General features: G+C 60.7%; 25 protein-coding genes and 4 tRNA genes. 18 read left to right on the forward strand and 11 right to left on the reverse strand.

Annotated features, from left to right (window positions below):
• Positions 1 to 689 precede the first annotated feature (689 nt).
• Positions 690 to 1,580 (reverse strand): 1,4-dihydroxy-2-naphthoate polyprenyltransferase, encoded by an 891-nt coding sequence (locus tag HMPREF0308_RS00260; protein ID WP_005527643.1) that lies wholly within the window; start codon positions 1,578 to 1,580, stop codon positions 690 to 692.
• Between the two features lie 215 nt (positions 1,581 to 1,795).
• Here HMPREF0308_RS00260 and HMPREF0308_RS00265 point away from each other — a divergent pair, with 215 nt between their 5' ends.
• Positions 1,796 to 2,467, forward strand: a complete 672-nt coding sequence (locus tag HMPREF0308_RS00265; RefSeq protein ID WP_034656592.1) for a metal-dependent transcriptional regulator — start codon at positions 1,796 to 1,798, stop codon at positions 2,465 to 2,467.
• Here HMPREF0308_RS00265 and menE read toward each other — a convergent pair whose 3' ends face one another.
• The 9 genes from menE to dcuC all read right to left on the reverse strand — a co-directional run bounded on the left by menE (position 2,468) and on the right by dcuC (position 10,342).
• Positions 2,468 to 3,601: an o-succinylbenzoate--CoA ligase gene (menE, locus tag HMPREF0308_RS00270; RefSeq protein ID WP_005527646.1), complete on the reverse strand. Its 1,134-nt coding sequence runs from the start codon at positions 3,599 to 3,601 to the stop codon at positions 2,468 to 2,470.
• 56 nt (positions 3,602 to 3,657) lie between these two features.
• On the reverse strand, positions 3,658 to 4,485 hold the full coding sequence (locus HMPREF0308_RS00275) for a metal ABC transporter permease (RefSeq protein WP_005527648.1): 828 nt from the start codon (positions 4,483 to 4,485) through the stop codon (positions 3,658 to 3,660).
• Positions 4,485 to 5,318 (reverse strand): metal ABC transporter permease, encoded by an 834-nt coding sequence (locus tag HMPREF0308_RS00280; RefSeq protein WP_005527649.1) that lies wholly within the window; start codon positions 5,316 to 5,318, stop codon positions 4,485 to 4,487. The genes HMPREF0308_RS00275 and HMPREF0308_RS00280 overlap by 1 nt, the downstream gene beginning before the upstream one ends.
• Entirely contained in the window at positions 5,315 to 6,001 is a 687-nt protein-coding gene (locus tag HMPREF0308_RS00285) for a metal ABC transporter ATP-binding protein (RefSeq protein ID WP_005527650.1), read from the reverse strand. Before HMPREF0308_RS00285 ends, HMPREF0308_RS00280 begins: the two co-directional genes overlap by 4 nt.
• A 6-nt stretch (positions 6,002 to 6,007) precedes the next feature.
• On the reverse strand, positions 6,008 to 7,174 hold the full coding sequence (locus tag HMPREF0308_RS00290) for a metal ABC transporter substrate-binding protein (RefSeq protein WP_034656502.1): 1,167 nt from the start codon (positions 7,172 to 7,174) through the stop codon (positions 6,008 to 6,010).
• A gap of 114 nt (positions 7,175 to 7,288) precedes the next feature.
• The gene (locus HMPREF0308_RS14095) at positions 7,289 to 7,501 is read right to left on the reverse strand and encodes a hypothetical protein (protein WP_005527652.1); all 213 of its coding nucleotides are present in this window, start codon (positions 7,499 to 7,501) and stop codon (positions 7,289 to 7,291) included.
• A gap of 216 nt (positions 7,502 to 7,717) precedes the next feature.
• A complete protein-coding gene (locus HMPREF0308_RS13785) occupies positions 7,718 to 7,867 on the reverse strand; it encodes a hypothetical protein (protein ID WP_005527653.1) in 150 nt (49 codons plus the stop codon).
• A 15-nt stretch (positions 7,868 to 7,882) separates the two neighbouring features.
• Positions 7,883 to 8,863: a 1,4-dihydroxy-2-naphthoyl-CoA synthase gene (locus HMPREF0308_RS00300; protein ID WP_005527654.1), complete on the reverse strand. Its 981-nt coding sequence runs from the start codon at positions 8,861 to 8,863 to the stop codon at positions 7,883 to 7,885.
• A 60-nt stretch (positions 8,864 to 8,923) separates the two neighbouring features.
• Positions 8,924 to 10,342: a C4-dicarboxylate transporter DcuC gene (gene dcuC / locus HMPREF0308_RS00305; RefSeq protein WP_005527655.1), complete on the reverse strand. Its 1,419-nt coding sequence runs from the start codon at positions 10,340 to 10,342 to the stop codon at positions 8,924 to 8,926.
• Positions 10,343 to 10,511: 169 nt separating this feature from the next.
• Here dcuC and HMPREF0308_RS00310 point away from each other — a divergent pair, with 169 nt between their 5' ends.
• The 7 genes from HMPREF0308_RS00310 (at position 10,512) to HMPREF0308_RS00340 (ending at position 18,930) form a co-directional block, all read left to right on the forward strand.
• Positions 10,512 to 11,531 carry an o-succinylbenzoate synthase gene (locus HMPREF0308_RS00310; RefSeq protein ID WP_005527657.1) on the forward strand — a complete coding sequence of 340 codons (1,020 nt, stop codon included), beginning with the start codon at positions 10,512 to 10,514 and terminating at the stop codon, positions 11,529 to 11,531.
• A 162-nt stretch (positions 11,532 to 11,693) separates the two neighbouring features.
• The gene (locus HMPREF0308_RS00315; protein WP_005527659.1) at positions 11,694 to 14,120 is read left to right on the forward strand and encodes an excinuclease ABC subunit UvrA; all 2,427 of its coding nucleotides are present in this window, start codon (positions 11,694 to 11,696) and stop codon (positions 14,118 to 14,120) included.
• Positions 14,121 to 14,178: 58 nt separating this feature from the next.
• Entirely contained in the window at positions 14,179 to 14,808 is a 630-nt protein-coding gene (locus tag HMPREF0308_RS00320) for a hypothetical protein (RefSeq protein WP_005527661.1), read from the forward strand.
• A gap of 31 nt (positions 14,809 to 14,839) precedes the next feature.
• Positions 14,840 to 16,465 carry a 2-succinyl-5-enolpyruvyl-6-hydroxy-3-cyclohexene-1-carboxylic-acid synthase gene (gene menD / locus HMPREF0308_RS00325; protein ID WP_005527662.1) on the forward strand — a complete coding sequence of 542 codons (1,626 nt, stop codon included), beginning with the start codon at positions 14,840 to 14,842 and terminating at the stop codon, positions 16,463 to 16,465.
• A gap of 27 nt (positions 16,466 to 16,492) precedes the next feature.
• Positions 16,493 to 17,014, forward strand: a complete 522-nt coding sequence (locus HMPREF0308_RS00330; RefSeq protein ID WP_005527663.1) for a DUF3592 domain-containing protein — start codon at positions 16,493 to 16,495, stop codon at positions 17,012 to 17,014.
• Between the two features lie 15 nt (positions 17,015 to 17,029).
• Positions 17,030 to 18,226 carry a glycosyltransferase family 4 protein gene (locus tag HMPREF0308_RS00335; protein WP_034656597.1) on the forward strand — a complete coding sequence of 399 codons (1,197 nt, stop codon included), beginning with the start codon at positions 17,030 to 17,032 and terminating at the stop codon, positions 18,224 to 18,226.
• Positions 18,227 to 18,237: 11 nt separating this feature from the next.
• Positions 18,238 to 18,930, forward strand: a complete 693-nt coding sequence (locus HMPREF0308_RS00340) for a demethylmenaquinone methyltransferase (RefSeq protein ID WP_005527665.1) — start codon at positions 18,238 to 18,240, stop codon at positions 18,928 to 18,930.
• A gap of 205 nt (positions 18,931 to 19,135) precedes the next feature.
• On the opposite strand, the gene HMPREF0308_RS00345 is transcribed toward HMPREF0308_RS00340, so the two are convergent.
• Complete coding sequence (locus tag HMPREF0308_RS00345; protein ID WP_005527666.1) at positions 19,136 to 20,395, reverse strand: geranylgeranyl reductase family protein; 1,260 nt, start codon at positions 20,393 to 20,395, stop codon at positions 19,136 to 19,138.
• 99 nt (positions 20,396 to 20,494) lie between these two features.
• On the opposite strand from HMPREF0308_RS00345, the gene HMPREF0308_RS00350 reads away from it, so the two are divergent.
• From HMPREF0308_RS00350 to HMPREF0308_RS13965, 10 genes are all read left to right on the forward strand, one after another.
• Positions 20,495 to 21,499 (forward strand): polyprenyl synthetase family protein, encoded by a 1,005-nt coding sequence (locus HMPREF0308_RS00350; protein ID WP_005527667.1) that lies wholly within the window; start codon positions 20,495 to 20,497, stop codon positions 21,497 to 21,499.
• A 98-nt stretch (positions 21,500 to 21,597) separates the two neighbouring features.
• Positions 21,598 to 21,679 (forward strand) — tRNA-Tyr (locus tag HMPREF0308_RS00355).
• 288 nt (positions 21,680 to 21,967) lie between these two features.
• Positions 21,968 to 22,043: transfer RNA gene (locus HMPREF0308_RS00360), tRNA-Thr, on the forward strand.
• Positions 22,044 to 22,074: 31 nt separating this feature from the next.
• Positions 22,075 to 22,146 (forward strand) — tRNA-Met (locus tag HMPREF0308_RS00365).
• Positions 22,147 to 22,277: 131 nt separating this feature from the next.
• Positions 22,278 to 22,353 (forward strand) — tRNA-Trp (locus tag HMPREF0308_RS00370).
• A gap of 25 nt (positions 22,354 to 22,378) precedes the next feature.
• A complete protein-coding gene (gene secE, locus HMPREF0308_RS00375; RefSeq protein ID WP_005527668.1) occupies positions 22,379 to 22,711 on the forward strand; it encodes a preprotein translocase subunit SecE in 333 nt (110 codons plus the stop codon).
• Between the two features lie 194 nt (positions 22,712 to 22,905).
• Entirely contained in the window at positions 22,906 to 23,751 is an 846-nt protein-coding gene (gene nusG / locus HMPREF0308_RS00380; RefSeq protein WP_005527669.1) for a transcription termination/antitermination protein NusG, read from the forward strand.
• Between the two features lie 206 nt (positions 23,752 to 23,957).
• Positions 23,958 to 24,401 (forward strand): 50S ribosomal protein L11, encoded by a 444-nt coding sequence (gene rplK / locus HMPREF0308_RS00385; protein WP_005527670.1) that lies wholly within the window; start codon positions 23,958 to 23,960, stop codon positions 24,399 to 24,401.
• A gap of 103 nt (positions 24,402 to 24,504) precedes the next feature.
• A complete protein-coding gene (gene rplA / locus HMPREF0308_RS00390; RefSeq protein WP_005527671.1) occupies positions 24,505 to 25,209 on the forward strand; it encodes a 50S ribosomal protein L1 in 705 nt (234 codons plus the stop codon).
• Positions 25,210 to 25,705: 496 nt separating this feature from the next.
• Positions 25,706 to 25,964, forward strand: a 259-nt coding sequence (locus HMPREF0308_RS13965) for a type I restriction-modification system subunit M N-terminal domain-containing protein (protein WP_005527674.1), incomplete at its 3' end; no start/stop codon positions are given.

Below are 25,964 nucleotides of genomic sequence, written 5' to 3' on the forward strand. Positions count from 1 at the left end.
GTTGAGTGAGATTGCGATTGAAGTCATCGCTCCGCACAGAGACATAAAAAAGTAGGCAATGACGAGACTAAAGACTTTGCCTTTTGACCCATCATTACCTAGTGGAGTTTTCAACACTCTATTTGGTCCTCACCCAGTGGTCTACGGATATTCTCGAAGGATCGATTCCTATATTTTGCAGTATTGAGGTATGCCGGTTGTCGCGGAAACTGTCTTTCTTTTCTAAGAAAAATTCCAAGTCATACCAAACAACGCCAAAGTGAACACATGCGCTGCCGTCGTCGAATGACTCGCTTAAAACGAATTGCCAATCGTAGGGGGCGCCTGGTCTATTCGGGCCCATTTTTGCAAGTCTTTGGTCAGAAATTTCAAGCTGTCGGAGACACTTTTCCAGACTTACGGCATTGGGCAGTTGGATTGTGACCTTACTCTCGGCCACAGCCTCTCGCCCTCTTACTCGTGATGGGGTAGACCCCCAACCGATTCGATTTTTGGAATCTCATCGAAAATAAACAACTTTCGACCTTTCTGTGCGGACAGATAAAACGAAGTGAGTGAAGTGTATCACCCTGAGTAATGTTTGTGATTTAAATTTCAGAAGATTTTAAATCGGTAACTTTTAACTTCGCTTGGAGGTCTTGCCCTTCGACGTACGTTTTCCCTACGGGGAAGGCTGACAGTAAGAATTTTTAGACGAGAAAAAGAGCAATCGCGCTGACCAGCGCCCATACCAGCATTGCGCGGCCAGTGATCCCGAGCACCGGGATGAGCTGGGGGCCGCGGGCGCCGCGGTTGACGGTGCGGACGGCTTGGAGTGCGAACGGGAAGTACGCCAAGGCAGCCAATGTCAGCCAGGAGTCGAAGGCGATGACGATGGTTAGCAGGACCGGAAGAAGTAGCAGCCACATGAATAGGTTGCGCGACTTTTTATCGCCCAAGCGCACGGCCAAGGTGATCTTGCCGGCCTCAGTGTCGGAGGGGATGTCGCGAATGTTGTTGGCCAAGTTGACTGCGGAGCTCATTCCACCAATGCCTATCGCCAGCGCCAGTCCAGTCAGGCCGATGCGGCCAGCCTGCGTGAACTGCGTGCCCAGTACGGCCACCAAACCGAAGAAGATGAAGATGGCGACCTCGCCGAGGCCACGGTAGCCGTAGGGATTCTTGCCTCCGGTATAAAACCATGCGCCGGCAATACAAAGCGCGCCTACCAAGATGAACCACGCGGCGTTCGCTACCAAAGACAACGCAATGCCAGCCACGGCGGCAACTGCGAACGAAGCAAAGGCCGCCCACTTCACGTGCTGCGGCTTCGCCAGCCCACCGCCGGTCAGGCGCTGCGGGCCAGTACGGTCGTCGTCGGTGCCGCGGATGCCATCGGAGTAGTCATTGGCGTAGTTGACACCGATGATGAGCGCCCACGCCACAATGAGTGCGAGAAAAGCACGGCCCCAGTGCGCGCCATTGAGCGCGGCTGCGGCGCCAGTACCAGCGATAACCGGGGCGAAAGCATTTGCCCATGTGTGCGGGCGAGCGCCTTGGAACCAGTCTTGGGCAGTTGCGGGATAGGCAGAAAGTGGCATGTCAGTTATTGTGCCACGCCACCGCGGGCATGTTGTGCACAAGGGACGCACACGGCGGGCATATAAAAGCCACGGGTATGCCAAAAGCGCGTCGTACGTACCCAAGAAAGGACGGCTGTGGGCCACACCCGTGGCAAAAGTTCAATGCGTTGAACTTTCTTAAAAGTTATCATGTGAATCGCTCGCAGGGCAAGGCCTTTACTACGATGAATGTCATGCACTTAAGCGATCTCCCTGAACGCACCCAGGACTACCTCAAAGCCCTGTGGGACCTCTCCGAGCACTCCGGCGGCGCACCCATCGCGCTCAAGGAGCTGGCGGGGCGATTGAACCAAAAGGTGCCCACGGCGTCGGAAGCCGTAAAGCGTCTCGTTGCCCAAGGGCTGGTGGAACACGAGCGCTACGCTGGAGTTTCACTGACCCCCGAGGGCCAGGCACTGTCCATGGGCATGGTCCGCCGCCATCGTCTCCTCGAGACCTTCCTGGTCAAAGAGCTGGGCTACACGTGGGACGAGGTTCACGAGGACGCCGATCTCCTCGAGCATGCATGCTCCGATCGCTTCATCGATCGCCTCGATCAGCACCTGGGCCATCCTCAGCGCGATCCCCACGGCGATCCCATCCCCGACGCGCAGGGCAGCATCGAGGACCTTGGCACGCTCACGCTTGACGACGTCCCCCTTCACACCCCTGTCACCATCGAGCGGGTATGTGACGGGGACACCGAGCTGTTGCGCTACCTCGACAGCCACGGCGTCGGCCTAGGCGTCGAGGTCGTAGTCGATTCCCGCGTTGCGGGCCTGCTTAACCTGCACGCAGGGGACAAGGAGTTCTCCCTTGCGGAAGTCGCGGCCGCCGACGTGACGGTGCGCGCTAACGAAGCCTAATTAGTACTTAAAGAGCCCTGCGACACCACGACGGTCCACCTTGCCGGGGCCGGTCAGCGGCATCTCAGCAATGCGGATAATCTCGCGCGGAATCTGCCACCGAGGCAGGTCATCGAGCGCTTCGAGGATGTCGGTACGCGAGGCCCAGCCGGTGTAAGCTGCGGCGATCATCTGGCCAAGACGCGGATCAGGGATGCCCACCACGCATGCACTCTCGACGCCCGGTACCTGCAACAAGAGCTGTTCCAGCTGTTCTGGGTGCAACTTCAGGCCGCCCGAGTTGATGATGTTGTCCAGACGCCCAGTGACGGTGAGTTGATCGTGGGCGTCGAGCTCCCCGGCGTCGGAAGTGGCGAACCAGCCATCGACGAAGTCGCGTGATTCCACATTGCGGTAGCCCTGCGCAATGGTCGGCCCGCCCAGGAAAATGCGGTTATCCTCCCCGATGCGCACCTCAGTGCCGGGCAGGGGAGTGCCGTTGTAGACGCACCCTCCCGCAGTCTCCGAGGAGCCATAGGTGGTTACCACGGTGATGTCGAGCTTGCGCGCAGATTCTAATAGCTGGGGATGCGGCGCTGCTCCACCCACCAGGATGGAGTTGAAATGGCGTAGCGCTTGGATGCCGTCCAGCGAATCGAGTGCCTTGTGCAGCTGCATCGGCGTGAGCGCGGTGTACATGCGGTCCTCGGTGTGGGCGAGTTCTTCTGCTGCGCGGGCGAACTCGGCGATGTTAAAGCCTTGGGACAGGTCGAGGCACAGTGGCTCCACACCCGCCACCAACGAACGCACGAGCACTTGGATGCCCGCTATGTGGTGGGCGGGCATGGCCAGTAGCCATTGGCCGGGCCCACCCAGGAAAGAATGGGTGGCATCCGCACTCGCCACCAGGTTAAGCGGGCTTAGCTGCGCACCTTTCGGTGTGCCCGTGGAACCCGAGGTGGCCACCACCAAAGCAATGTCCTCAGCAATCGATTCGCCCGCGCGCATGTGGTTGCGCAGCAATTCCGCCCGCGTGCGGTCCGCTGCGGGAAGGGGCAAGAGCGTGGTCTGCCCAGCGATGGCTTTTTCGAGCTCATCCAAAATAGCTGCGGGATTGCGGGGATCGACTGGGAGTGGGGCGAGGATATGAGTCACGAATAATCAGGTTACCCGGGCATATCGCTCGTCCCGGGAGGCGGCGCGCCGGGCGTTTAGAGCAAGGCGCGTAGCCCCATGCTGAGCAAATAGAACACACCCGCCAGCACCGCGATGCAGCCGCCCGCCGACAAACTGAGGGCGGCCGCCAGCCAGAGCCCGCCGCATGCCAGCACAATGCCCGCGAAACCTGCACCGAGCATGAGCTGGGTGGGGCGCTTGATCCACGGCTGCAACGCCGCCGCCGGGGCTACCAGCAGCGCCAGGGACAAGATAGTGCCCACCGCGGGAATCACCACCACCATGGTCACGCTGATAAGCGTGAGGGTAAGCAAGTCATAGCGGCCGGGCTTTCCGCCTTGTGCGCGGAAGAACGTCTGGTCGAAGTAGAAGGAGACCAACGTCCGGCGAAATGCCACCAGCACGCCAAGGCTGACCACCACCAGGGCGCCGACAAACCAGACATCCTGCGCATTGACAGTGGTCAGTGAGCCCACGAGAAAGCTATCCACGTGGATAGGTAGCGGTTGGAACCAGCGCAGCAACAAGATGCCCAGGGAAAACCCCAGGGTGAGCGTCACGCCGGCGGCAGCAGTCGAAGAAATGCCCTCGACGGTACTCAGCCACCGCATAAGCCAGGCCAAAGGCAGGCAGAACAGTGCCGCGCCCACCATCAAACCCGTGGAGAGATCCAAGCTCAGAAGGTTGGCCACCACTACACCGAGCACCGCGCCGGGGAAGATTCCGTGTGACAGGCTCTCAGCGAAAAAGACGCGCTTGCCCATGACCATCAAGGTTCCAACCAAGCCAGATAAACATCCCACAGCGATGGCCTCAAGGAGGGGCAACCGCAGGATCTCTGGATCAAGATGAGATAGTCCCATCAGCTAAATACCCCCTTCAAGCCCGCTAGCGGCACGGTGGCAACCAGCATCAAGCTGACGATTGCCTGCGGCGAAATCTGATGCGTGGTTTGGGACAACATGATGGCAAATCCCACCACCACTGCCAGTGTGGACAAACCCGCAGCCCAGAAGCACATGCTGCGCGGGGATCTAGCGATCAAGCGCGCCGAGAGGCCTGGAATGACAATAAAACCGATAACCAGCAACACACCCACTGCCGAGCTAGCCGCCACCACGATTAGGCCAACCGCGATATTCGCAATGAGCTCATAAGCCGCCACGTTGATGCCCATGGCGCGGGCCGCTGTGGTATCGAAAGCGACGAGAATCTGCATGCGCCAGGTTGTCAGGATGAGCAGTGCCGCAATCACGCAGAGCGTGACGGAGGTTGCCAGCCTGGACTGCGTGACGTCGAGAAGCCGGCCAAACATGAGGGCCTCCAGCTGCCCGGACTTGTCGCCATAGGCCAAACTGATGACCACGCCGATGCCGTACATGAAGGTCAGCACCACGGCCGTTCCGGCTTCCATATCCAGCTTCCGCGCTGACTGGCCCCGCCCAGAACCCAGAGAAGCCAGCACCAGCACCGTCACCGCGGCCACCGCGGCCGCACCCGGCACGATGCCCGGGATGCCGCCCACGATGAGCCCTACCACGATGCCCGGAAAAACCGAGTGCACGAGGGCTTCCACCGTAAATTCCATGCGGCGAAGATTAACGAGGACGCTAATGGCAGCTCCCGCAATCGATAGACACAGCAGGAAGAGAAAGGCATTGCGCAGGTACGGGGCGAAGAGAATCTGCTCTATCACAGTCGCGCGCCTTGCTCCATATAGGTTTCCACTGCTTCCTCGGTTCCCATGGTCTGGACCTTGCCGTCGAGCACAAACGCCGCCCAGTCGCAGGTGTGCTGCGCCAAGATGGGATCGTGAGTGGAGACGAGCAGGGCGATTCCTGCTTCCTTGAGATCCGCAATGATCTGAATCAGGATTCGGCGACTTTCTTGATCAAGCCCGTTGAAGGGTTCGTCGAGAAGCACCAGCTCCGGGGCCGAAACCAACGCGCGCGCGATGAGTACGCGCTGGCGCTGCCCACCCGAGAGCTGGCCAAACCGCGTCTCGGCGAGGTGCTCCATCCCCACTTGTCGCAGGGCATTGAGTACGCGGTCGCGGTAGCTACGCATACTCGTGCACCTGTGCCACCAGCTCACTGAGGGCAAAAGGCCCATTTCCACGACCTTGTAAGCCGTGACGGGAAAGCTCAGGTCGGAGTCTTGGTACTGCGGGACGTATCCGAGCGAGGCGTCGATGGTGGCCATGCCGCGCAAGGCAGCCAGGCCAGTGATTGCCTTGAGCAAGGTAGATTTGCCCGTGCCGTTGGAACCTAGGAGCGCCACGGCCTCGCCCGCGCGGATCTCAAGATCAACGTCGGTGAGGATATCCCGGGCGCCATAGCCGCAGGTGGCATTGCGCAGAGTGACTAATGGGGAAGACATATAGAGCTACTTGCGCTTGGCGAAGTCGAATTCCTGCAGCGATTCCGGCAACGGTTGCTGCTTGGAGTCCCAGGCGCTGACCAGGGTGTTGATGTTGTGGACGATGGAACCGATGTAGGTCTCGCCCTCACTGCCTGACACACCTAGCGAGTCGCCGTACAAAGCGTCGTCGGATGTAACCGCCTTGACGCCTGCGGCGCGGGCGATGGCCTCGATGGACTTCGAGTTGTTGGAATTCTCCGCAAAGATGGCCTTGGCGCCGGACTCGCGGATCTTCTTTACCTGCTCATCGATATGGCTCGAGGTGGCGTCCTGCTGGTTGTTGAAGTCAGACAGTGCGGAGCCGATGAACTTCACGCCGTACTCGTTAGAGAAGTAGCCGAAGGCGTCGTGGGAAGAGAAGAGCACGCGGTCTTGCTCAGGAACTGCGGACATGGAATCGCTGGCCCACTTGTCGAGGTCCTCCAGCTGGTCGGTGTACTTCTTGCCGGCGGCGGTGAAGGCGTCCTTGGCCTGCGGGGAGGCCTGGGACAACGTGTTGACGATGTTTTCGACCTGAATCTTGGCCTGCTTCGGGGAGGTCCACACGTGCGGGTCGTACTTGAATTCTGGGGCCTCGCCGTCCTCCCCCGGGAAAGGCCACGGGCGCGGGCTCACGTGCTCGATGCCCTCGTCGATGGTGTACTTGCCGTTGCCATCGCCCATGCCTTCGCTCTTGACGCCCGAGGTTACGGCCATGACGCCGTGGAAGCCGGAGGAGTCCACGGCTTGGTCGAGGAAGTGCTCGAGGTCGACTCCGTTGACGAACATGTAGTCGGCCTGGGAGAGCGCCTGCATCTGCTGTGGGGTCATCTCGTGCTCGTGGGCGCTGGCGTTAGGGGCGAGCAAACAGGTGAGGTCGAGGGTCACTGGGCCCTCGCCGGAGGTGGTCTCCGCACCCTGGGAGTCGACCTTGTGGAGCTTGACGCCGCCGGCGGCTATCTGGGTGAGGTAGTCGCAGATCTGGGTAGTTGTGGCCACGGCCTTGACGGTGTTGCCGTCCTTCGGCTTTGCAGCGTCGGTGGATTCATTCGAGGCGCTGCAAGCGGCGAGGCTGGCGCCGAGCGCGAGGGCGCAGGTGCCTGCGAGAATGCGCTGTAGGGGTCGGCGTGGGGTGCTGTGATTTGAGCTCATCATGAACTTCCTTTGCATTAGGAGAAGTGAACTCAACAAACACTAGCACCCCTGAACTAGATTGTTCAATACTATGAACTTAGGTAGTCCTATCTCCTCTTTGAGTCGCTGAAATTAAAAAATGCCTCTCACTCCAATGGGTGAAGTGAGAGGCAGGGAAGTGGTGGCCTTACTTGCTACTTTTGCCTTCTTGCTGAAGAAGAGTTGGTCAAGGGAGTGCATTCCGGGGCCAGCTGCGACGAGCATGAGGCCCGCTGCGGCGATGACGCCGACGAGCTCAATGATGGCTGCAGCTGGCGCTGCGATGGAAGCGGCTGGGACGCCCATGCCCTCGAAGGACTGAGTGGTGCCGTCGATGGTCCATTCGGAGAACTTCTGTCAACCGTGGGCGATGAGGATTATGCCCAGGACGACGCGGGCTGCGAGTATGGCGAATGAGTTGGCAAGTTTCATGCTGGACGCTTTACACATGAAGTGTTTATGTGTCCGCGATTGCCGGTGATGCCTCACTTAAAAGTTTAAGTGTTTTGTGTCATGTTTGCCCTAGATGTACGGGTTTCGCAGCTCATCTTCTTGGTCGAAAGGCCGCTCCCCGCGGTCCTGCGCATTCTTGATGTGCTTGAGCATCCACACTCGCGAGCCGATGACGCCCGCCAGTGCAAGTGTGGCCAAGCCGATGGCGAAAACCCACATCGTGCTAACTCCTGACTAGTAGTAATACGGGAACTGCTCCCAGTTTGGGTCGCGCTTTTCCAGGAACGCCTCCTTGCCCTCGACGGCCTCGTCGGTCATGTAAGCCAAGCGCGTTGCCTCGCCGGCGAAGACCTGCTGGCCCATGAGTCCGTCGTCGGTGAGGTTGAACGCGAACTTCAGCATGCGCTGCGCGGTCGGGGACTTGCCGTTGATTTCGTGACCCATCTGGATGGCGGCGTCCTCAAGATCGGCGTGATCCACAACCTCGTTGACGGCGCCCATCTCGTACATGCGCTGGGCGTCGTAAGTGCGGCCCAGGAAGAAGATTTCGCGGGCGTACTTCTGGCCCACCATCTTGGCCAGGTAGGCCGAGCCATAGCCGGCGTCGAAGGATCCGACGTCGGCGTCGGTCTGCTTGAAACGGGCCTCCTGGCGGGACGCAATGGTCATGTCGCAGACCACGTGCAACGAATGCCCACCGCCAGCCGCCCAGCCGTTGACCACGGCTATGACCACCTTGGGCATGGTGCGGATGAGGCGTTGGACCTCGAGGATGTGTAGGCGTCCACCCTCGACCTTCTCGCGTGCCTCGTCCACGGTGGAGGCATCTGCCTCGGCGTCGTTGTGCTCGTGCGAGGTGGCGTAGCGGTAACCGGAGCGGCCGCGAATTCGCTGGTCGCCGCCAGAGCAAAATGCCCAGCCTCCGTCCTTCTCACTGGGGCCGTTGCCGGTGAGCAACACCGTGCCGACATCAGGAGTGCGACGTGCATGGTCGAGCGCGCGGTAGAGCTCATCCACCGTGTGCGGGCGGAACGCGTTGCGCACCTCCGGGCGGTCAAACGCGATGCGGACGATGCCGTCTTCGCGCTTGTCTCCGATGAGCCGGTGGTAGGTGATATCGGTGAGATCCGAGAAGCCTTCCACTGGGGCCCACAGTTCGGCCTTGAAAGGGTTGTCGGTGCTGTATTTAGAAGTTGCCTTTGCCTGGGAAGTCATAGGTACACAATAACCGCCGCAGCGATTAGCCACGGCGGTTGGTAGAGAGCGGGTTAGCTTTTAGCCGATGAACAAGAAGGAAAAAACCACGTTGAGCACAGCTGCGGCGATCATCGGAACGCAGGTGCGTTTGACCAGGCGGATGGGGTTGACGTTGATTGCGCCCGAGACGATCAGAACTGCGGCGTTGACCGGCGAGACCTGACGTATGAGGTTCGAGGTGCCCCAAATGGCAGTAAGCATTTGTGGTGCATTAATCGAGGTCTGGGCGGCCAGGCCAGGAACAACCTCAGAGAAGGCAAAGTAAGGGGCTGTGCCGGAACCTGTCAACGCTGCCATCAGTGCCGTAGCGCCGACGAAGATGAGAACAATAATTACGGCGGCGCCAGTAGAGCCCTCGGCAGCATTGACGAGCATGTCGATGACGCCCATCTGGGTGATGCCTTCGACCAAGACCGCTGCCGCAACCAGCAGGGCAACCACGCCAGCGGCGCCTTCGCCCATGCCCTTGAAAAAGTGCGCGGTGGAATCCATCGGCTCTGTGATGGAGCGGATGCGGATTGCCTCAATCAACATGGCGATAAACAGCGAGACCACGGTCACCGGCAGGATATCTGCTTCAAATGGGATGACGCCGGTGCGGTTCAAGATTGCCGAAACAATAATGAGCAACAGTGGCATAAGAGGAAGGACGGCGTAGAAACCGGGCAGTCCCTTTGCTCGCTCAAGTGCTTCACGGGTGGCGCGGTCGGATTCGGACAGAGTATCGGAGCCTGCGGTGGCGTCGTCAGCGTGGGCTTTGCGTGCATCTACTTTGTCGCAATGCTTCTGCCACCACATATGGACAAATGCGGTAATGAGAAGCGCCGGGACGGTAGCGCGGGCAACCGAGCCGTACACAAACTCGGTCACGCTCATGTTTGTCAGATCCGCACCTTGAATCAGACCTGCCTCAAGGGGCGTCGGGATGATGGTAGACGAGGTCACTACCAGCGCGGCCACCGTCAAAGGCGTAAGACCAGCGGCGATAAGGGCGGGTAGGAGAGTGGCGACGAGCAGCAACGACAACGCAGCGGCGGAGGGAATCACCAGTGAGAGTAGCGAACCGATAAGAAAACCTACCGGGACGAGCCAGTAGCTACCGCGGAAGCGTTTCAAGGGCGAAGACAATACGACAACGGTCTTGGCATCGGCGCCGATGTGCCGCATATAAGACACGAATCCGAACAAAACCATGATGGCCATGCCGATGCCGCTAAAGCGGGATTTGAACAGGGCATCTACGACCAAAAGTTGGTCATAAAAAGCATTGCCTGTGGCTTCGATTTCTACGGTGCGCATATCCGCGCGGTTAGTGAGAGCGGCAATCATGAGGAGGAGGACGCCGACACCGAAGATGGCTGCGGCGGCATGAACCTTTTTGTAAATCAGCCACATCACTGCGGCGATGGCCGCCAAGGCAATAATGAGGTAAAGCATGCGGGTTTGACCTGCCTTTTGCTGGATAAAAGATATGCAGAAATATGCCCTTTACGCAGGGCTTAAAGGCTAACCGCGGTTGTTATAACCTCTGTTCTTACTCTAACAGCTGTTGTGACAGGCAGCGAACTAAGCAGCAGCTAAAACTGGGTCAGGTACGCTACATTCCATGTCCCAGGTTGAAATTGATGATGTCCTCTCCCGCTCCCATGTTGTTGCCCTGCCTTTGGCGGTGAAGTTCCGCGGTATTACCACCCGCGAAGCCTTGCTCATCGAGGGCCCCGCCGGCTGGGGCGAGTTCTCGCCTTTCCTAGAGTACGAAGCTGCGGAGTCGGCACACTGGCTCGCCGCAGGCCTGGAGGCTGCCTACGAAGGCTTCCCCGAACCTGTTCGCGACCTCATCGAGGTCAACGGCACCATCCCCGCCGTACCCGCCGCGCAGGTTCCCGAGGTAATGGAGTGCTACCCGGGCTGCCGCACTTTCAAGATCAAAGTGGCAGAGCCAGGGCAGAGCCTTGCAGACGACGTCGCCCGTGTGCAGGCAGTGCGTGAGTACATCACCGCGCAGGGCCGCATTCCGGTGCTGCGCGTCGACGCCAACGGCGGCTGGAGCGTGGAACAAGCCATTGAGGCGGCCAAGGCCCTAATGCCCCTGGACTACATTGAGCAGCCGTGCGCCACCGCCGAAGAACTCGCGGAGGTTCGCCGCCAATTAATGCGCAACGGCCTCTTCGTGCGCGTCGCCGCCGACGAGTCCATCCGGAAGGTCGAGGATCCCTTCCGGGTCGCGGACCTGCAGGCTGCCGACGTCGCGGTGGTCAAACCTGCGCCTTTGGGCGGAGTGCGTAGGGTGCTGGATGTCGCGAAGCAACTGCGTGCGCGCCACATGGACATCACCGTAGCCTCGGCCCTGGATACATCCGTGGGTATCGGAATGGGGCTGGCGGCTGTCGCAGCGCTGCCGAAGATTCTCGACGACGAAGACATTGACGTCACTCCCGCCGCCGCGGGCCTGGCCACCGGCTCGCTCTTTATAGAGGACGTCACCGAGCCGCGCCCGCTTATCGATGGCCATTTGGAAGCCACTCCGGCGATCCCAGATCCCGCGCGCCTGGCTGACCTCGCAGCCGCGCCCGAGCGCCGCGACTGGTGGTTTGAGCGCGTCCGCGAGTGCTGGCAGCACCTTTAGATTTCGCGCTAGCGGAGGGGCACCTTCTCGCTAGCGGGGCACCCTATCGCTAGCAGCGCACAATTTGCCAAATAGGAGCTGGATTCTTCGAAGATTCCTGGTCATATTTGGCAAAATGCGCACTTTTCACCCCGCAGAGACGCCGTGGGTACGGTGGAACTCATGACTGGATTTATCAGTATCCGCGATGCTCACCTCCACAACTTAAGGAATGTCGATGTCGACATTCCGCGCGGCAAGGTCGTGGCCGTTACGGGCGTTTCGGGCTCGGGCAAGTCCTCCCTCGCCTTCGGTACGATCCACGGCGAGGGGCAGCGCCGCTACCTCGAATCCGTGGCCCCCTTTGCACGCCGCCTCATCGGTTCCGCCGTGGATCCGCAGGTCAGCCAGATTGAGGGCCTGCCGCCCACTGTTGCCCTGGAGCAGTCCACCTCCGGCGGCGGCGCCCGTTCCACGGTGGGCACCATCTCCGCTATCTCAAATTCGGTGCGCCTTCTTTATTCGCGCGCCGGGGACAACCCAGAGGGCCTTTATTCGGATTCCTTTTCGCCGAACACGCCCGAGGGAATGTGCCCCAATTGCCAGGGCACCGGCATCGTGCACGTAGCCACGGAGCAGTCGATGGTCCCCGATCCCACCCTCAGCATCGAGGATGGCGCCATCGCCGCCTGGCCGGGAGCCTGGGCGGGCAAGAACTTCCACGACATCCTTTTGAATCTGGGCTATGACCTCGACTCGCCCTGGCAGGAGCTGCCGAGAGAGGATCGAGACTGGATTCTCTTTACCGAGGAGCGCCCCGTGGTCACCGTCAAGCCGCTCCGCGGCGCCGACCAGATTCAGCGCAACTACGAGGGCACGTGGCGCTCCGTCGCGAGCTACCTGAATAAGACGCTTGCCGAAACCCAGTCCGATACCCTCCGCAAACGCACCCTCCAATTCATGGAGTCACACACCTGCGAGGTCTGCGACGGCCGCCGCCTCAACCCCCACGCGCTGAAGGTGACCTACGCCGGGCTGCCTATCGATGCCTTCAACGAGCTGCCCCTCGACGAACTCCTCGCACTGCTCGACAAACAGCAGCCCGAGGAAAACAGCGCCGAGCATCTGCTGCTCAAACAGATTCTTCCCGCATTGCGGTCCGCACTGGAGCTGGGCCTGGCGCACCTGAGCCTTGGCCGACCCACGGAGACCCTGTCAGCCGGCGAATTACAAAGAATCCGGCTCGCGGCGCAACTGCGCTCCGGCCTGTTTGGTGTCGCGTACGTGCTTGACGAGCCGTCGGCAGGCTTGCACCCCGAGGAACGCGCGGCCGTCATGGATATCTGCCGCAGGTTCGTCGCAGGCGGCAACTCCGTGCTGTTGGTGGAGCATGACATGGACTTGGTGGCCCAGGCAGACTGGCTTGTCGACGTCGGCCCCCTCGCCGGCGAGGGCGGCGGCAAGGTCATCTATTCGGGCCCAGTAGCCGACTATCTCGCCGATACTCCCACCGCCCGCGCGCTGGCTCAGCGGCAGCTCACGCCCCGCAGCACTCGACGCACCCCGAGCACCGAGCTCACCCTGCGCGGGGTGCAGGCCCGCAACCTGCGAGGTCTTGACGTGAGTTTCGGCCTCGGGACCTTCAGTGCCGTCACGGGCGTTTCGGGCTCGGGTAAGTCCACCTTGGTCTCCACCGTGTTGGCCGGCCTGCTTCGGGAATCTGTCACGGCCGTTACCGACGAGGCAACGGAGGAGGAGTCACTAGACAAGCCGTGGAGCGTGGCAGAAGTGGAGAACCTCGATAAGGTCACGCGCCTAGTGCAGATCACGCAGAAGCCCATCGGGCGTACTCCGCGCTCCACCTTGGCCACCTACACCGGCCTGTTCGACCACGTGCGCAAGCTTTTTGCCAACACGCAAAAAGCCAAGCAGCGGAAATGGACGGTCTCGCGCTTTTCCTACAACGTCAAGCAGGGGCAATGCCCAACCTGCGGCGGCGCGGGCCAAATCGAGGTGGAGCTCGTCTTTCTCCCGGGCTCTTATACGCTGTGCCCCGATTGCCAGGGCAAGCGCTATAACCCGGAGACCCTCGAGGTGTCATGGGAAGGCCGTACCATCGCTGAGGTCCTCGAGCTGACTGTGGACGAGGCTGCCGAGCTTTTCGCAGAGGTAGAAACCTCCGCCGCGGTCACGGCCATCCGCCGCGCACTGGATACGCTTCAAGCGGTGGGTCTTGGCTACCTGCGCCTTGGCCAGGGCGCGCCGGAGCTTTCCGGAGGCGAGGCCCAGCGCATTAAGCTCGCAACGGAGCTGCAGCGCTCGCGCAACTCCCACCGCGGCCACACGGTTTACCTCCTCGACGAACCCACCACGGGCCTGCATCCGGCGGACGTGTCGTTGCTTAACGCAGAGTTGCACAAGCTTGTCGACGCCGGACAGACCGTCATCGTGGTCGAGCACGATCTCTCGGTCATCGCGCAGGCAGACACCGTCATCGAGTTAGGCCCCGGGGCAGGCGCCGTGGGCGGAGAAATCGTGGCGATGGGCGCGCCGGGTGATGTGGCTAAGCAGGCTACGCCTACCGGTCGGGCCTTGGCGCGAAAGAGTTAACGAGACTTTCCGGGTATCTCCCTGCGAACTCACAGGGAAATAGGGTAGTTCTAGGGACATGGCAAATAACTTTGGCAACAATTCCGGCAACTACTCTGACGATGAGACTCGCCAGATTGGCCGCGTGACGGGCTACGGCTCAGGCTTTGACAACAACGACGCCACTCGCCAGTTCGGTGCGCCGGATGACCGCCCGCGCCAGGTGTTCCCGGGTGCCTCGCAGCCAGCTGCGAGCAGCTATGGCCAGCCCAGCGGCTATAACTCGGGCTACAACCCAGGCCCGGAGCACAACTATGACCCGGTTCCGTCGAGCTACGAGGTGGAGCCGGAGCGCTCCCACAAGAGTGGCGGCAGCGGCCTGACTGGGGTCTTTGCCGCGATTGCAGCAATCGCGGTCATCGCAACTGGCTCGCTGTTTTTCATGTGGCGCAACGCCACCTCGGAGGCAGAATCGCAGCCTGAGGCCGTGACCACCACGGCCACTGTTACTGAGGAAACGCCCACCACCGTGACTGAGACCATCACCGAGGAAGCGCCGTCGAACCCAATCGAAGAGCTGCCGACCCAGCTGCCGCCGGATATCCAAGACCAGCTCGACCAGGGCGGCCAGGGTCTTGAAGGTCTTCTGGATGAGCTTTTGAATGGAGCCACCGGTAACAACGGCAACGGCAATAGCCGGGGTGCCTAAGGCCTAAACGCCACTAGTACTATGGGGCAGCATGACTGACTCCATGAAGCTGGCCGAGGCGGTGGCCGCTCAACTCGCGCGCCACCTTACTGACGTCATTATCTGTCCTGGTTCCCGCAACGCACCGCTCTCGCTGGCCTTGCTTGCACGCCAGGACATTCGCGTTCATACACGCCTCGACGAGCGCTCTGCCGCTTTTACCGCGCTGGGCATGGCCCGCGTGCAGCGCCGCCACGTGGGCGTGGTGATGACCTCCGGCACCGCCGTTGCCAATGCACTGCCCGCGATGGTCGAGGCCGCGCATTCTCACACGCCGTTGGCCGTAATTAGCGCGGACCGCCCTGCGCGCCTCGTGGGCACCGGCGCCTCCCAGACCATTCAGCAGCAGGGCATTTTCGGCGTCTACGCCGAGACCACCCAGGTCACCGAGGTCGAGGACATCCCGTCGGTGGCTGAGCGTTTCACCAAAGACCACCAGGTTCACATCAACGTGGCGTTTGACGTGCCGCTTCTCGACGCCGAACTGCCCGCCACCCCCACCGACTTCACGCAACACAAAGCCCCGCTTCCGCGCCCGCTAAACCACGGCGAGGTGGCCGTGGACTTGAGCAAGAACACCCTCGTCATCGCCGGCGACGAAGCCTGGGAGGTCGAAGGCCTCGAGGACGTTCCCACCATCGCTGAGCCGACCGCGCCTGCACCGTATCACCCGGTGCACCCGGCAGCGGCGCACATCTTCCGCCGCGCCCAGGTCTCCGCCAACGACTACGTGGTCAACACCAAGGTCGAGCAGGTCATCGTGGTCGGACACCCCACGCTGCACCGCAGCGTGCTGGCCCTTATCAACGATCCAGACATCGACCTCATCGTGCTCTCCCGCACTGCTGACTTCACCAACCCACGCGGTGATGCCGCAACCTTGGGAACCACCGTCAAGGTTAGCGGTGAGCCTTCCCGCGAGTGGCTGAAGATCTGCCAGGGTGCAGCGCAGATGGCTTCCGACGCCGTCCGCGAGACCCTCGAAAATCCCGAGCTGGGCTTTACCGGACTGCACGTCGCGGCAGCGGTGGGAGACACGTTGTCTGTCGAGGACACCCTGGTCTTGGGCGCTTCCAATCCGGTGCGCGACGCCTCCCTGGTAGGCCTGCCTTTCGACGGTGTGGACACCTACTCGCCCCGCGGCGCCGCCGGCATCGACGGCACGGTCGCACAGGCAATGGGCGTGGCGCTGGCCACCCAGTCCCGCGAGGCAGACGCTTGGCGTGCCCCGCGCGTCGTCGCCTTGCTTGGCGACGTCACCTTCCTCCACGACGCCACCTCCCTCCTCATCCCGCAGGACGAGGCCCGCCCGGAGAACCTCACCATCGTCGTGGCAAACGACGACGGCTGCGGCATCTTCGAGCTGCTCGAGCAGGGTGCGGAGCCCTATCGCGCCTCCTTCGAGAAGGCTTTTGGAACGCCGCATGGGGTGGGCGTCGCCAAGCTGGCGGAAGCCTTTGGCGCAGACTACCGCGAGGCTAATACCGCGCAGGAGCTGCTGGATACCCTGGCTGAGCTGAAGGAGACCTCCGCGGGCGTGACCGTGGTGGAGGCGCACACCACCCGTGAGACGCGCCGCCAGCTGCAGGCTGAGATCACCGCGAAGGTCGGCAAGTAGGTGGGCGCTACACCCGCAAGGCTGCCGATGACCCCCAAAGCGGCGGTGGTCCCGCGATATACGCCAGCCGTCTATCGCCGCCGGCTGCACCAGCTCATCATCGCTTTGTATGTGGCCTCGCTGGTGGGCATGCTGGGAATGATTGTGGGCGCGTTTCTCAATGACCGCTCCATTGAATCAAACCCAGGGCGCGCGCTGGCCACGGTTACTGACGTCGGAATCACGCGTACCTCCGTGGACTTCCAAGACAACAAGGGCATCTATCATTCGCCTCAATCGGGGCTGCTGTATCCCACCGGACTGGGCGAGGGCCAGCAGGTGTGGGTGCTGTACTCCCGCGCGAACCCCGACCTAGTGAAGGTGGAGGGACGTGAGTGGACGCTTTCACTGATTCCCGCGCTGTCCTCGATGTTCGTGGCTAGCCTCATCGCCGCCGGTGCATGGTGGACGGTGGGCGTGAGCACCCGTGCAGCTGAGCGCCGGATGCAAGTAAACGAAAATGTTAACCAAGATTTTCCGCAGGCTTCACCAGAATCTACAGTGGAATAGGGGATGATGGAACGCATGCGTGTTGCGATCGTGGCTGAGTCTTTTCTTCCAAACGTCAATGGAGTGACAAATTCTGTCTTGCGAGTGTTGGAGCACTTAGCGGACACCGGCCATGAGGCTCTGGTCATTGCTCCAGGTGCCCGTGAAGGCCAGGAAGAAATCGCAGACTACCTTGGGTTCCCCATCGTCCGCGTGCCAACCGTGCGCATTCCTCTCATCGACTCGCTCCCGGTCGGCGTGCCCACCACGGCGGTGGATGAGGCCCTGCGCGAGTTCAAGCCGGACATCATCCACCTGGCCAGCCCCTTCGTGCTGGGTGCGGCAGGAGCTTTCTCGGCGCGGCAGCTGCGCATTCCTTCTGTGGCCCTCTACCAAACCGACGTTGCCGGTTTTGCCACCAAGTACCACGCCTCCGCGCTGGCCTATGCCACATGGGAGTGGCTCCGCACCATTCATAACGCGTGCCAGATGACCTTGGCTCCGTCTTCCCTGACCATCAAGGACTTGGAAGATCACCACATTAAGAACGTGCGCCACTGGGGGCGCGGCGTGGACTCCGAGCGCTTCCACCCGTCGAAGCGCTCCGCAGCGCTGCGCCAGAAGTGGGGAGTGGGGGACAAGTTGGTCGTAGGCTTCGTTGGCCGCCTGGCTGCGGAGAAGGGCGTGCACCGCTTGGCTTCGCTCAATGACAGAAAAGATATCCAGCTGGTCATCGTCGGCGATGGTCCCGAGCGCCCGCTACTCGAGGCGCAGCTGCCCAGCGCAGTTTTTACCGGTGCGCTGGGTGGCGAGGAACTCGCCGCGGCCTATGCTTCCCTCGACGTCTTTGTACACACGGGTGAGTTCGAGACCTTCTGCCAGGCCATTCAGGAGGCACAGGCTTCCGGCGTTCCGACCATCGGCCCGCGCGCGGGCGGCCCAGTCGATCTCATTGAAGAGGGCTACAACGGGCTGCTTCTCGACGTCGCGACCTTTGTCGAGGATCTGCCCAACGCCGTCGATGCGCTGCTGAATCCAGAAATTCACGCGGAGCTGCGCGAAAACGCCCGGCAGTCCATCTCAAATAAAACGTGGAAGGCACTGTGCGAGCAGCTTGTTGGCTACTACGAGGAAGTCTTGGAAGACACCCGCCGCGTGCCGCTAACCATCCTGGGCCAGCGCCCCGAGCTGCCGCGGTGGGCGGCGCGTGCCCTCGGTGCGCGAGTAGCCTAAACTAGCTATTTATGTCAAAGGCAGATCTCGATAAGAAGCCGTTCGACGTTGCGCAGATGTTCGACGCCGTCGGTGCCAAGTACGACATCACCAACACGGTGTTGTCCTTCGGCCAGGATAGGATTTGGCGCAAACGCACCCGTGAGCGCTTGGACCTTAAGCCAGGGGAGAAGGTCCTCGATCTAGCGGCAGGCACTGCGGTGTCCACCGAAGAGCTGTCCAAGTCCGGCGCATGGTGCGTGGCCTGCGACTTCTCTCGTGGAATGCTGGCGGCTGGCGCTGCGCGTGACGTGCCCAAGGTGGCGGGCGACGGCATGAAACTGCCTTTCGCGGACAATACCTTTGACGCGGTGACCATCTCCTATGGTCTGCGCAATATTCACGACTTTGAGCTCGGCCTGCGTGAGATGGCCCGCGTGACCAAGCCGGGCGGCCGCCTGGCAGTGGCGGAATTCTCCAAGCCGATCATCCCGGTCTTTGGCACCGTCTACAAGGAATACCTGACCCGCTTGCTGCCGCCGATTGCCAAGCTGGTTTCCTCCAACCCAGAGGCGTACGTCTACCTCGCTGAGTCGATCCGCGCCTGGCCGGACCAGGAAGAGTTGGCCGCCGCCATCAACCGCAATGGGTGGGAAGGCGCCGGCTGGAAGAATATGACCCTCGGAATCGTGGCCCTGCACTCGGCCACGAAGCCGCTGCACTAGGCCCCAGCAACGCTGGCTCCGGCCCCGCCGAGCTCTCTGCCGAGCACTCACTGAGCCCTCTGCTGAGCTTTCGCCAGGCTCCCCCGCAAAAGGTCCCTTTGGGGTGGTCCCTTTGGCGGTTTTAGGCGCTAAAAATGCCGCCAAATGGTTTCTTTACCCCCTAAACGGACCCGATCAAAGGGACCATTTGGAAAGGAGCGCGGGCCTAGAGCGAGTTCCACAGCGGCGTATCGCGGCGCGCTGCCGAAACCCCACGCCCAGCGAGCTTCCACGCCCGGGCGATGACGTCGCGGTCCTCGTCCGTGACCAGGTTGCCCATGAGTCGCGCCGCGGCAGGCATGAGCATTCGGCCCACCGGACCGCGCAGCGCCACCGGCCCCGCGAAGGGCAGGAACTGCGGATAGGTCAAAAGCCGCGCCGCGGTGCGCGCCAGGACGAAGGCCTCGCCGTAGTGGGCTCGCAAAAGATCCGGCCACGCCAGCGTGAAGTCCTTGGTGCCCAGCAGGGAGACGGCTAGCTGGGCTGTCTCCAAGCCATAATCGATGCCCTCGCCGTTGAGGGGATTGACGCAGGCGGCGGCGTCGCCAATGAGCATCCAGTTGGCGCCGGCCACGTTGGACACCGCGCCACCCATCGGAAGCAGGGCAGAGGCCACCTTCTCGATGTCGCCCAAGCCCCAGTCGGCGCGCTGGCTCTCGGCGTAGTGGGTAAGAAGCTTCTTCGTATTGATGCGGGCCGGGCGCTGCGCGGTAGACAAAGCTCCCAAACCAATGTTGACCTGACCCAATTCCTCGCCAAGCGGGAATATCCAGCCATAGCCTGGCTGCACACTTCCGTCCTGATCCTTGAGCTCTACGTGGGAGTGCATCCACGGCTCGCCCGCAGAGGTGGACGTGGCATAGCTGCGCGCCGCGATTCCGTAGACCTCATCCTGATGCCACTTGCGGCCCAACAACTTGCCAAACGTCGAGCGTACGCCGTCTGCCACGATGACCCACTTTGCGCGCACGGTCTGCTCACCCACGCGGAAACTCGTCATGCGATTTCCTGCGAGCTCAGGGGCAGTCGCGGGGGTGCCCGTCCATACCGTGGCCCCAGCCGTGCGAGCGGCTTCGAAAAGCAGGTTGTCGAACTCGTGGCGCGGCAGTGCCGTTCCCACAGTCGTGGGGTAGCTGGACGGCCACGGGGCAGTGACGGACCCGCCATAGCCATGGAGCTTCAAACCCTTATTGCGATAAGACGAATTGACGTCCAAGCCCAATAGATCCAGCTGATGCATAGCGCGCGGGGTCAGGCCGTCGCCGCAGGTTTTGTCGCGGGGGAAGGGGGAAGCGTCGATAAGCAAGGCGTCGTAGCCTGCGTTAGTCGCGTGGATAGCGGCCGCGGAACCTGCTGGCCCTGCGCCGATGATGGCCACGTCTACGAGTTTTGCGTTATCGATATGCTCCGACATACGCACTATCATTGCACGGGTTATCCACCTTAAGTGTGTTTAGGGCCGTGGTATGGACTACGGTAAGTAATCGATTATCACTCGCATTTTTGAGTTAAAGGAACGCTGTTAATGTCTCACGGCCAAACTCATGCCACGCATGTGGACTTGGGTGACCCGCAGCTAAGCGAGCGCATTAGTGCTGGAATAGCTGCCGTCGAGGAACTGCTGCACCACGAGATCGATCGTGGGCAGGACTTCGTCAAAGAGAAGGTCAGCCACCTTTCGAGCGCCGGCGGAAAGCGCTTCCGCCCCATGATGGCGCTGCTCGCCTCGGAATTTGGCGCGCGTCCGGGCTCCCCCGAGGTGGTTAAGGCCGCCACGGTGGTGGAGATGGTGCACGTTGCAACCCTCTATCACGACGACGTCATGGATGAAGCCGAGCGTCGCCGCGGCGTGGAATCCGCAAACTTCCGCTGGACTAACTCGGTGGCCATCTTGGCTGGCGACGTCCTGCTCGCCCACGCCTCGCGCTTGATGTCCCAGCTGGACACACATACCGTCGAGCATTTCTCTGAAACCTTCGAGGAACTCGTGACCGGTCAGATGCGTGAGACCATCGGTGCGGGTGAGGCCAACGCCGTGGAACACTACATGGCGGTTATCCGTGAGAAGACTGCGGTTCTCATTGCTTCCGCGGGTTACCTGGGGGCCTATCATGCGGGTGCTACGCCGGAGCAGGCCGCGGCTCTGCGCCAGATTGGCGGCGCCATCGGCATGATCTTCCAGATCGTCGACGATATCATCGACATCTTCTCTGATTCCAAGGAATCGGGAAAGACTCCGGGGACTGACCTGCGCGAGGGCGTCTTTACCCTCCCGGTTCTCTACGCGCTGGAGGAAGAGGGCACCGTGGGTGACGAGCTGCGCGGCCTGCTTACGGGTCCGCTTGGCGACGACGCTTCCGTCGAGCGTGCCATCGAACTGCTGCGTCAGTCTGGTGGCCGTGAGAAGGCTATGAACGACGTCCACGGTTACCTGCGAGTGGTCGAGGAACAGCTCTCCGTCTTGCCGGAATGCGCAGCTAGCGAAGCTTTGCGTCAGCTGGCTGACTACACCGTGCGCCGCGTCGGCTAGCTGCCTTCGCATTAACGCTACGAAAGCCCCCGTGTCCTGCCGATTTGCACGACAACGGGGGCTTCGTAGTAAAGTACCTAATCGCACCTCAAGTGCACGCCAGGTTGCCCGAGCGGCCAAAGGGAGCGGACTGTAAATCCGCCGGCATTGCCTTCAGAAGTTCGAATCTTCTACCTGGCACAGATAAACCCCGTGGTTTCGACCACGGGGTTTCGTGGTTTTGCTAGCGCTGGGCAGATTCCAGGGAGCAGAATCCAGGGACCGCGCCTTCTTCCGTCGCGGCGTCGTCAAGCGTAGTGCTCGTTCAAGGCCTATGGAAAGCGCGAAAAGTGTGCAATCTAAAGCTTTAAAAAGCCCCATTTTTGTGGATTAAGCTGGCGATTTGTGTAACTAGAGTAAATCGGGTTAATCTTTTCAAGGCTTCAACGAGAGCGCAGCGAAGAAAACTTCGTTACTCAAAGAGGCTGTGCCCCCTTAGCTCAGTCGGCAGAGCGTTTCCATGGTAAGGAAAAGGTCGACAGTTCGATTCTGTCAGGGGGCTCCAATCATTTCTGCACCTTGGTGCACATGATTATGGCGGTGTAGCTCAGTGGTAGAGCAAGCGACTCATAATCGCTGTGTCGCGAGTTCAATTCTCGCCATCGCTACCGGGAAAGGAAGGTGCCCGTGATTGCGCGGGTGCTTTTTACTACCGACTCCGGCCCAAGGGCTGGCGGTTTCTTAAGTAAATCGCCGTTCTGGTAGGGTTGTGCATGCTGTCTTTGGTAGACAAATGCATAGGGGCGTGGCGCAATTGGTAGCGCAACGGTCTCCAAAACCGTAGGTTGCAGGTTCGAGTCCTGTCGCCCCTGCCAAAACTTTTCCAAGGAGGAACCAGCTGTGAGCGATGAACAGCAGCCGATTAAGTCTGGCGCTGCACGCCCCACCGGTAAGCGTCAGCTCTCCGGTGTAGCTACCACCTCTTCCCAGTCGTATGCCGATAAGCGAGTTGTACGCGTAGAGGGCAAAAAAGATGACGCCACCGTTGGCGGCGGCGTGGCCGCTTTCCCGGGTGAAGTCGCATCCGAAATGAAGAAGGTTGTCTGGCCAACCACAAAGGAAATGGTGCAGTACACCCTCATTACCTTCGCCTTCCTCATCGTTCTGACTGCCCTTGTGTGGGGCGTCGACACGCTGACAGGCCTCGGAGTTGAGAAGATCCTCACTCCTTAGTAGCCTGCTTAGCAGAAGCTTTTATCCCGCTGATTTCACTCGCAAAGGCGAGGGAAACGGCGGGATACTTTTTGCCCTTGTGTGCTTGCGGGGTGCTGGCGGTCGCGCCGGCATTCCACAGGTAGGCTGGGGCGCAGAAAATTGAGAGCGCCTGCTTGCTTCAAGCTCGCGCGCGACAAGATGGAGTAGAGACCATGAGCGACGAGAACAACGTCGAAACCCCAGAGACCTCCCTCGAAGCTGCTCTTATCGGCAGCGTCCAGGAGCAGGCAGCAGAAGCAGTGGCTGAGTCTGAGACCGCTACCGAAGAGGCATACACAGAGGCTGAGGATCAGTCCGCTCCGGCGGAGGAAGCTGCATCTGCTGAGGCCACCGAGGCCGCTCCTGCCGAGGACGATGACTACCGCCGTCGCCTACGCCAGTTCACCCGCGAGCTGAAGAAGCAGCCGGGCCAGTGGTACATCATCCAGTGCTACTCCGGCTACGAGAACAAGGTGAAGACCAACCTCGACATGCGTGCGCAGACGCTCGAGGTTGAGGACTCCATCTTCGAGGTTGTTGTTCCGGTCGAGCAGATCCTGGAAAACAAGGACGGCAAGAAGAAGATCGTCAAGCGCAAGCTGCTGCCGGGCTACGTCCTGGTCCGCATGGAGCTTAACGACGCCGCCTGGTCCGTCGTCCGCGAAACCCCCGGCGTTACCTCCTTCGTGGGCAACGAGGGCAATGCCACCCCGGTCAAGATCCGCGACGTCGCAAAGTTCCTCATGCCTAACGAGGCTGCACCGGAGGCAAAGTCTTCCGCGGGCGACCAAGACGGCGAGCAGGTCGTCGCAATGCCGGAGAAGGCTGCTGCGAAGGCTTACGCGCACGACTTCGAGGTCGGCGAGGCAGTCACCATCCTGTCTGGCCCGCTCGCATCCGTTTCCGCAACCATCTCCGAGATCGACCCAGAGACTGGCAAGATGCAGGGCCTGGTTTCCATCTTCGGCCGTGAGACTCCGGTAGAGCTTTCCCCGACCGAGATCGAGCGCATCTCCTAAAACCAGTTGCCGCGTAGCCTGGGAAAATGGCATGCTACGCGATTTGGTAGCAGGGCGCACGGTGTTCTAAGATAAAACGCCGTGCGCCTTTTGCGTGCACGGACAATTAAACGTTTCTCCCCGGTGGCCCACTGCAGGTGAGCATCCGGACGGGCGCTGTTATTCATCGTGGCAGCGCACCGGTAACACAGGAAAGAGGTAATTCGATGGCTCCGAAGAAGAAGGTTTCTGGCTTCATCAAGCTGCAGATCGAGGCTGGTGCTGCTAACCCGGCTCCGCCGGTTGGTCCGGCACTGGGTGCCCACGGCGTCAACATCATGGAGTTCTGCAAGGCTTACAACGCTGCGACTGAGTCCCAGCGCGGCAACGTTGTGCCTGTTGAGATCACCGTTTACGAGGATCGCTCCTTCGATTTCAAGCTGAAGACCCCGCCTGCTGCAAAGCTGCTGCTTAAGGCTGCTGGCATCAAGAAGGGCTCCGGCGTTCCTCACACCGACAAGGTCGGCTCTGTGACCTGGGAACAGTGCAAGGAGATTGCACAGACCAAGTTCGAGGATCTGAACGCACGCGACATCGACAACGGTGCACGCATCATCGCCGGTACTGCTCGCTCCATGGGCATCACCGTTGATGGCATCCCGGCCAAGTAAACAACTTCATCAAAAAGTGAGCGGCCATCTCGTGTGGTCGCTCGTGGTAGGGCCAGCTACGGCCCGCCAACACCACATCAATCCAAGAAAAGGAATTGCTTAAATGAGCACCAAGTCTAAGGCTTACAAGGCAGCAGCAGAGCTCGTCGACAAGTCCCGTCTGTACACTCCGCTCGAGGCCTCCAAGCTGGCCAAGGAGACCTCCTCCAAGAACTTCGACGCTACCGTCGACGTCGTCTTCCGCCTGGGCGTTGACCCACGTAAGGCTGACCAGCTGGTTCGCGGCACCGTTTCCCTGCCTAACGGCACCGGTAAGGACGTTCGCGTCGCAGTTTTCGCTGAGGGCGAAAAGGCTGAGGCCGCTAAGGCTGCAGGCGCTGACATCGTCGGCACTGACGAGCTGATCGCTGCTATCAACGAGGGCAATATCGACTTTGACGTTGCTATCGCTACCCCGGACCAGATGGCTAAGGTTGGCCGCGTTGCTCGCGTCCTCGGCCCGCGTGGTCTGATGCCGAACCCGAAGACCGGCACCGTCACCGCTGACGTTGCAAAGGCTATTTCCGACGTCAAGGGCGGCAAGATCTCCTTCCGCGTTGACAAGGCTTCCAACCTGCACGCAATTCTGGGTAAGGCTTCCTTCGATGCAGAGAAGATCGCTGAGAACTACGGCGCTCTGTACGACGAGATCCTGCGTCTGAAGCCGTCCTCCTCCAAGGGTGTTTACGTCAAGAAGGTAACCATCTCCACCACCTCTGGTCCTGGTATCCCGGTTGACGCTTCTGTTCAGAAGAACTACGCAGAGTAATTCTTGCGTGAATAGCACTCGCCACTGTGCGAGACGCTGACTGCCGAAGGCTCCGACTCTTGGTCGGAGCCTTCTTTATTTTCCCTTATGAGTCCCAGATGCCAGGAAACTCGCAGGAACACTCAGGCGACTTACAGGTTTATTTTATTGTCTAGCAAGTTCCATGCCCCATACTTATGTAGTGCGTTTGAGAGAGGCGCATGAGAGATAGAGAGAACACCCTGAGCTTTGCAGGGCGCGACGGCCTGAGAAACCGTTGCGATAGCCAAAGCGCATAGAGAGACACCGTGGGCCCCGACCAGAAGGTCGGGGCCCACGGTGTTTTCGTGGTTTTGTAAGCCGGGCTGGTGACGAGGTGCGCCATTTAGCCCACTGCCCAGACTAGCCCCGCCCGTTCCAGCGCCCGCCAGGACCAACCAGGACCTAGCATGTCCGTTCGAGGCTTCGCCGGAGCGGGAACCCAAGAATGTATGGTCCTCGTTTTAGACTCGTGAACATGATTACTGGCTCTGTAAAATCTCAAGTAGACACCATCTGGAATGCCTTTTGGCCGGGTGGCGTTTCGAATCCGATTACCGTCATTGAACAGTTCACCTACCTGCTGTTTATGCGCCAACTCGATGACCGTCAGCGCACCGCTGAGAAGGCCGCGAACCTGCTGGGTGGGGAACCCGATCCAAGTCAGATGTTCTATGATGCGGAACATCGCCACCTTCGCTTCAGCGAGATGGCTGCCATTGACTCGCCAGAGGAAC

This window comes from Corynebacterium striatum ATCC 6940 (genome assembly GCF_000159135.1).
Classification (GTDB): Bacteria; Actinomycetota; Actinomycetes; order Mycobacteriales; family Mycobacteriaceae; genus Corynebacterium; species Corynebacterium striatum.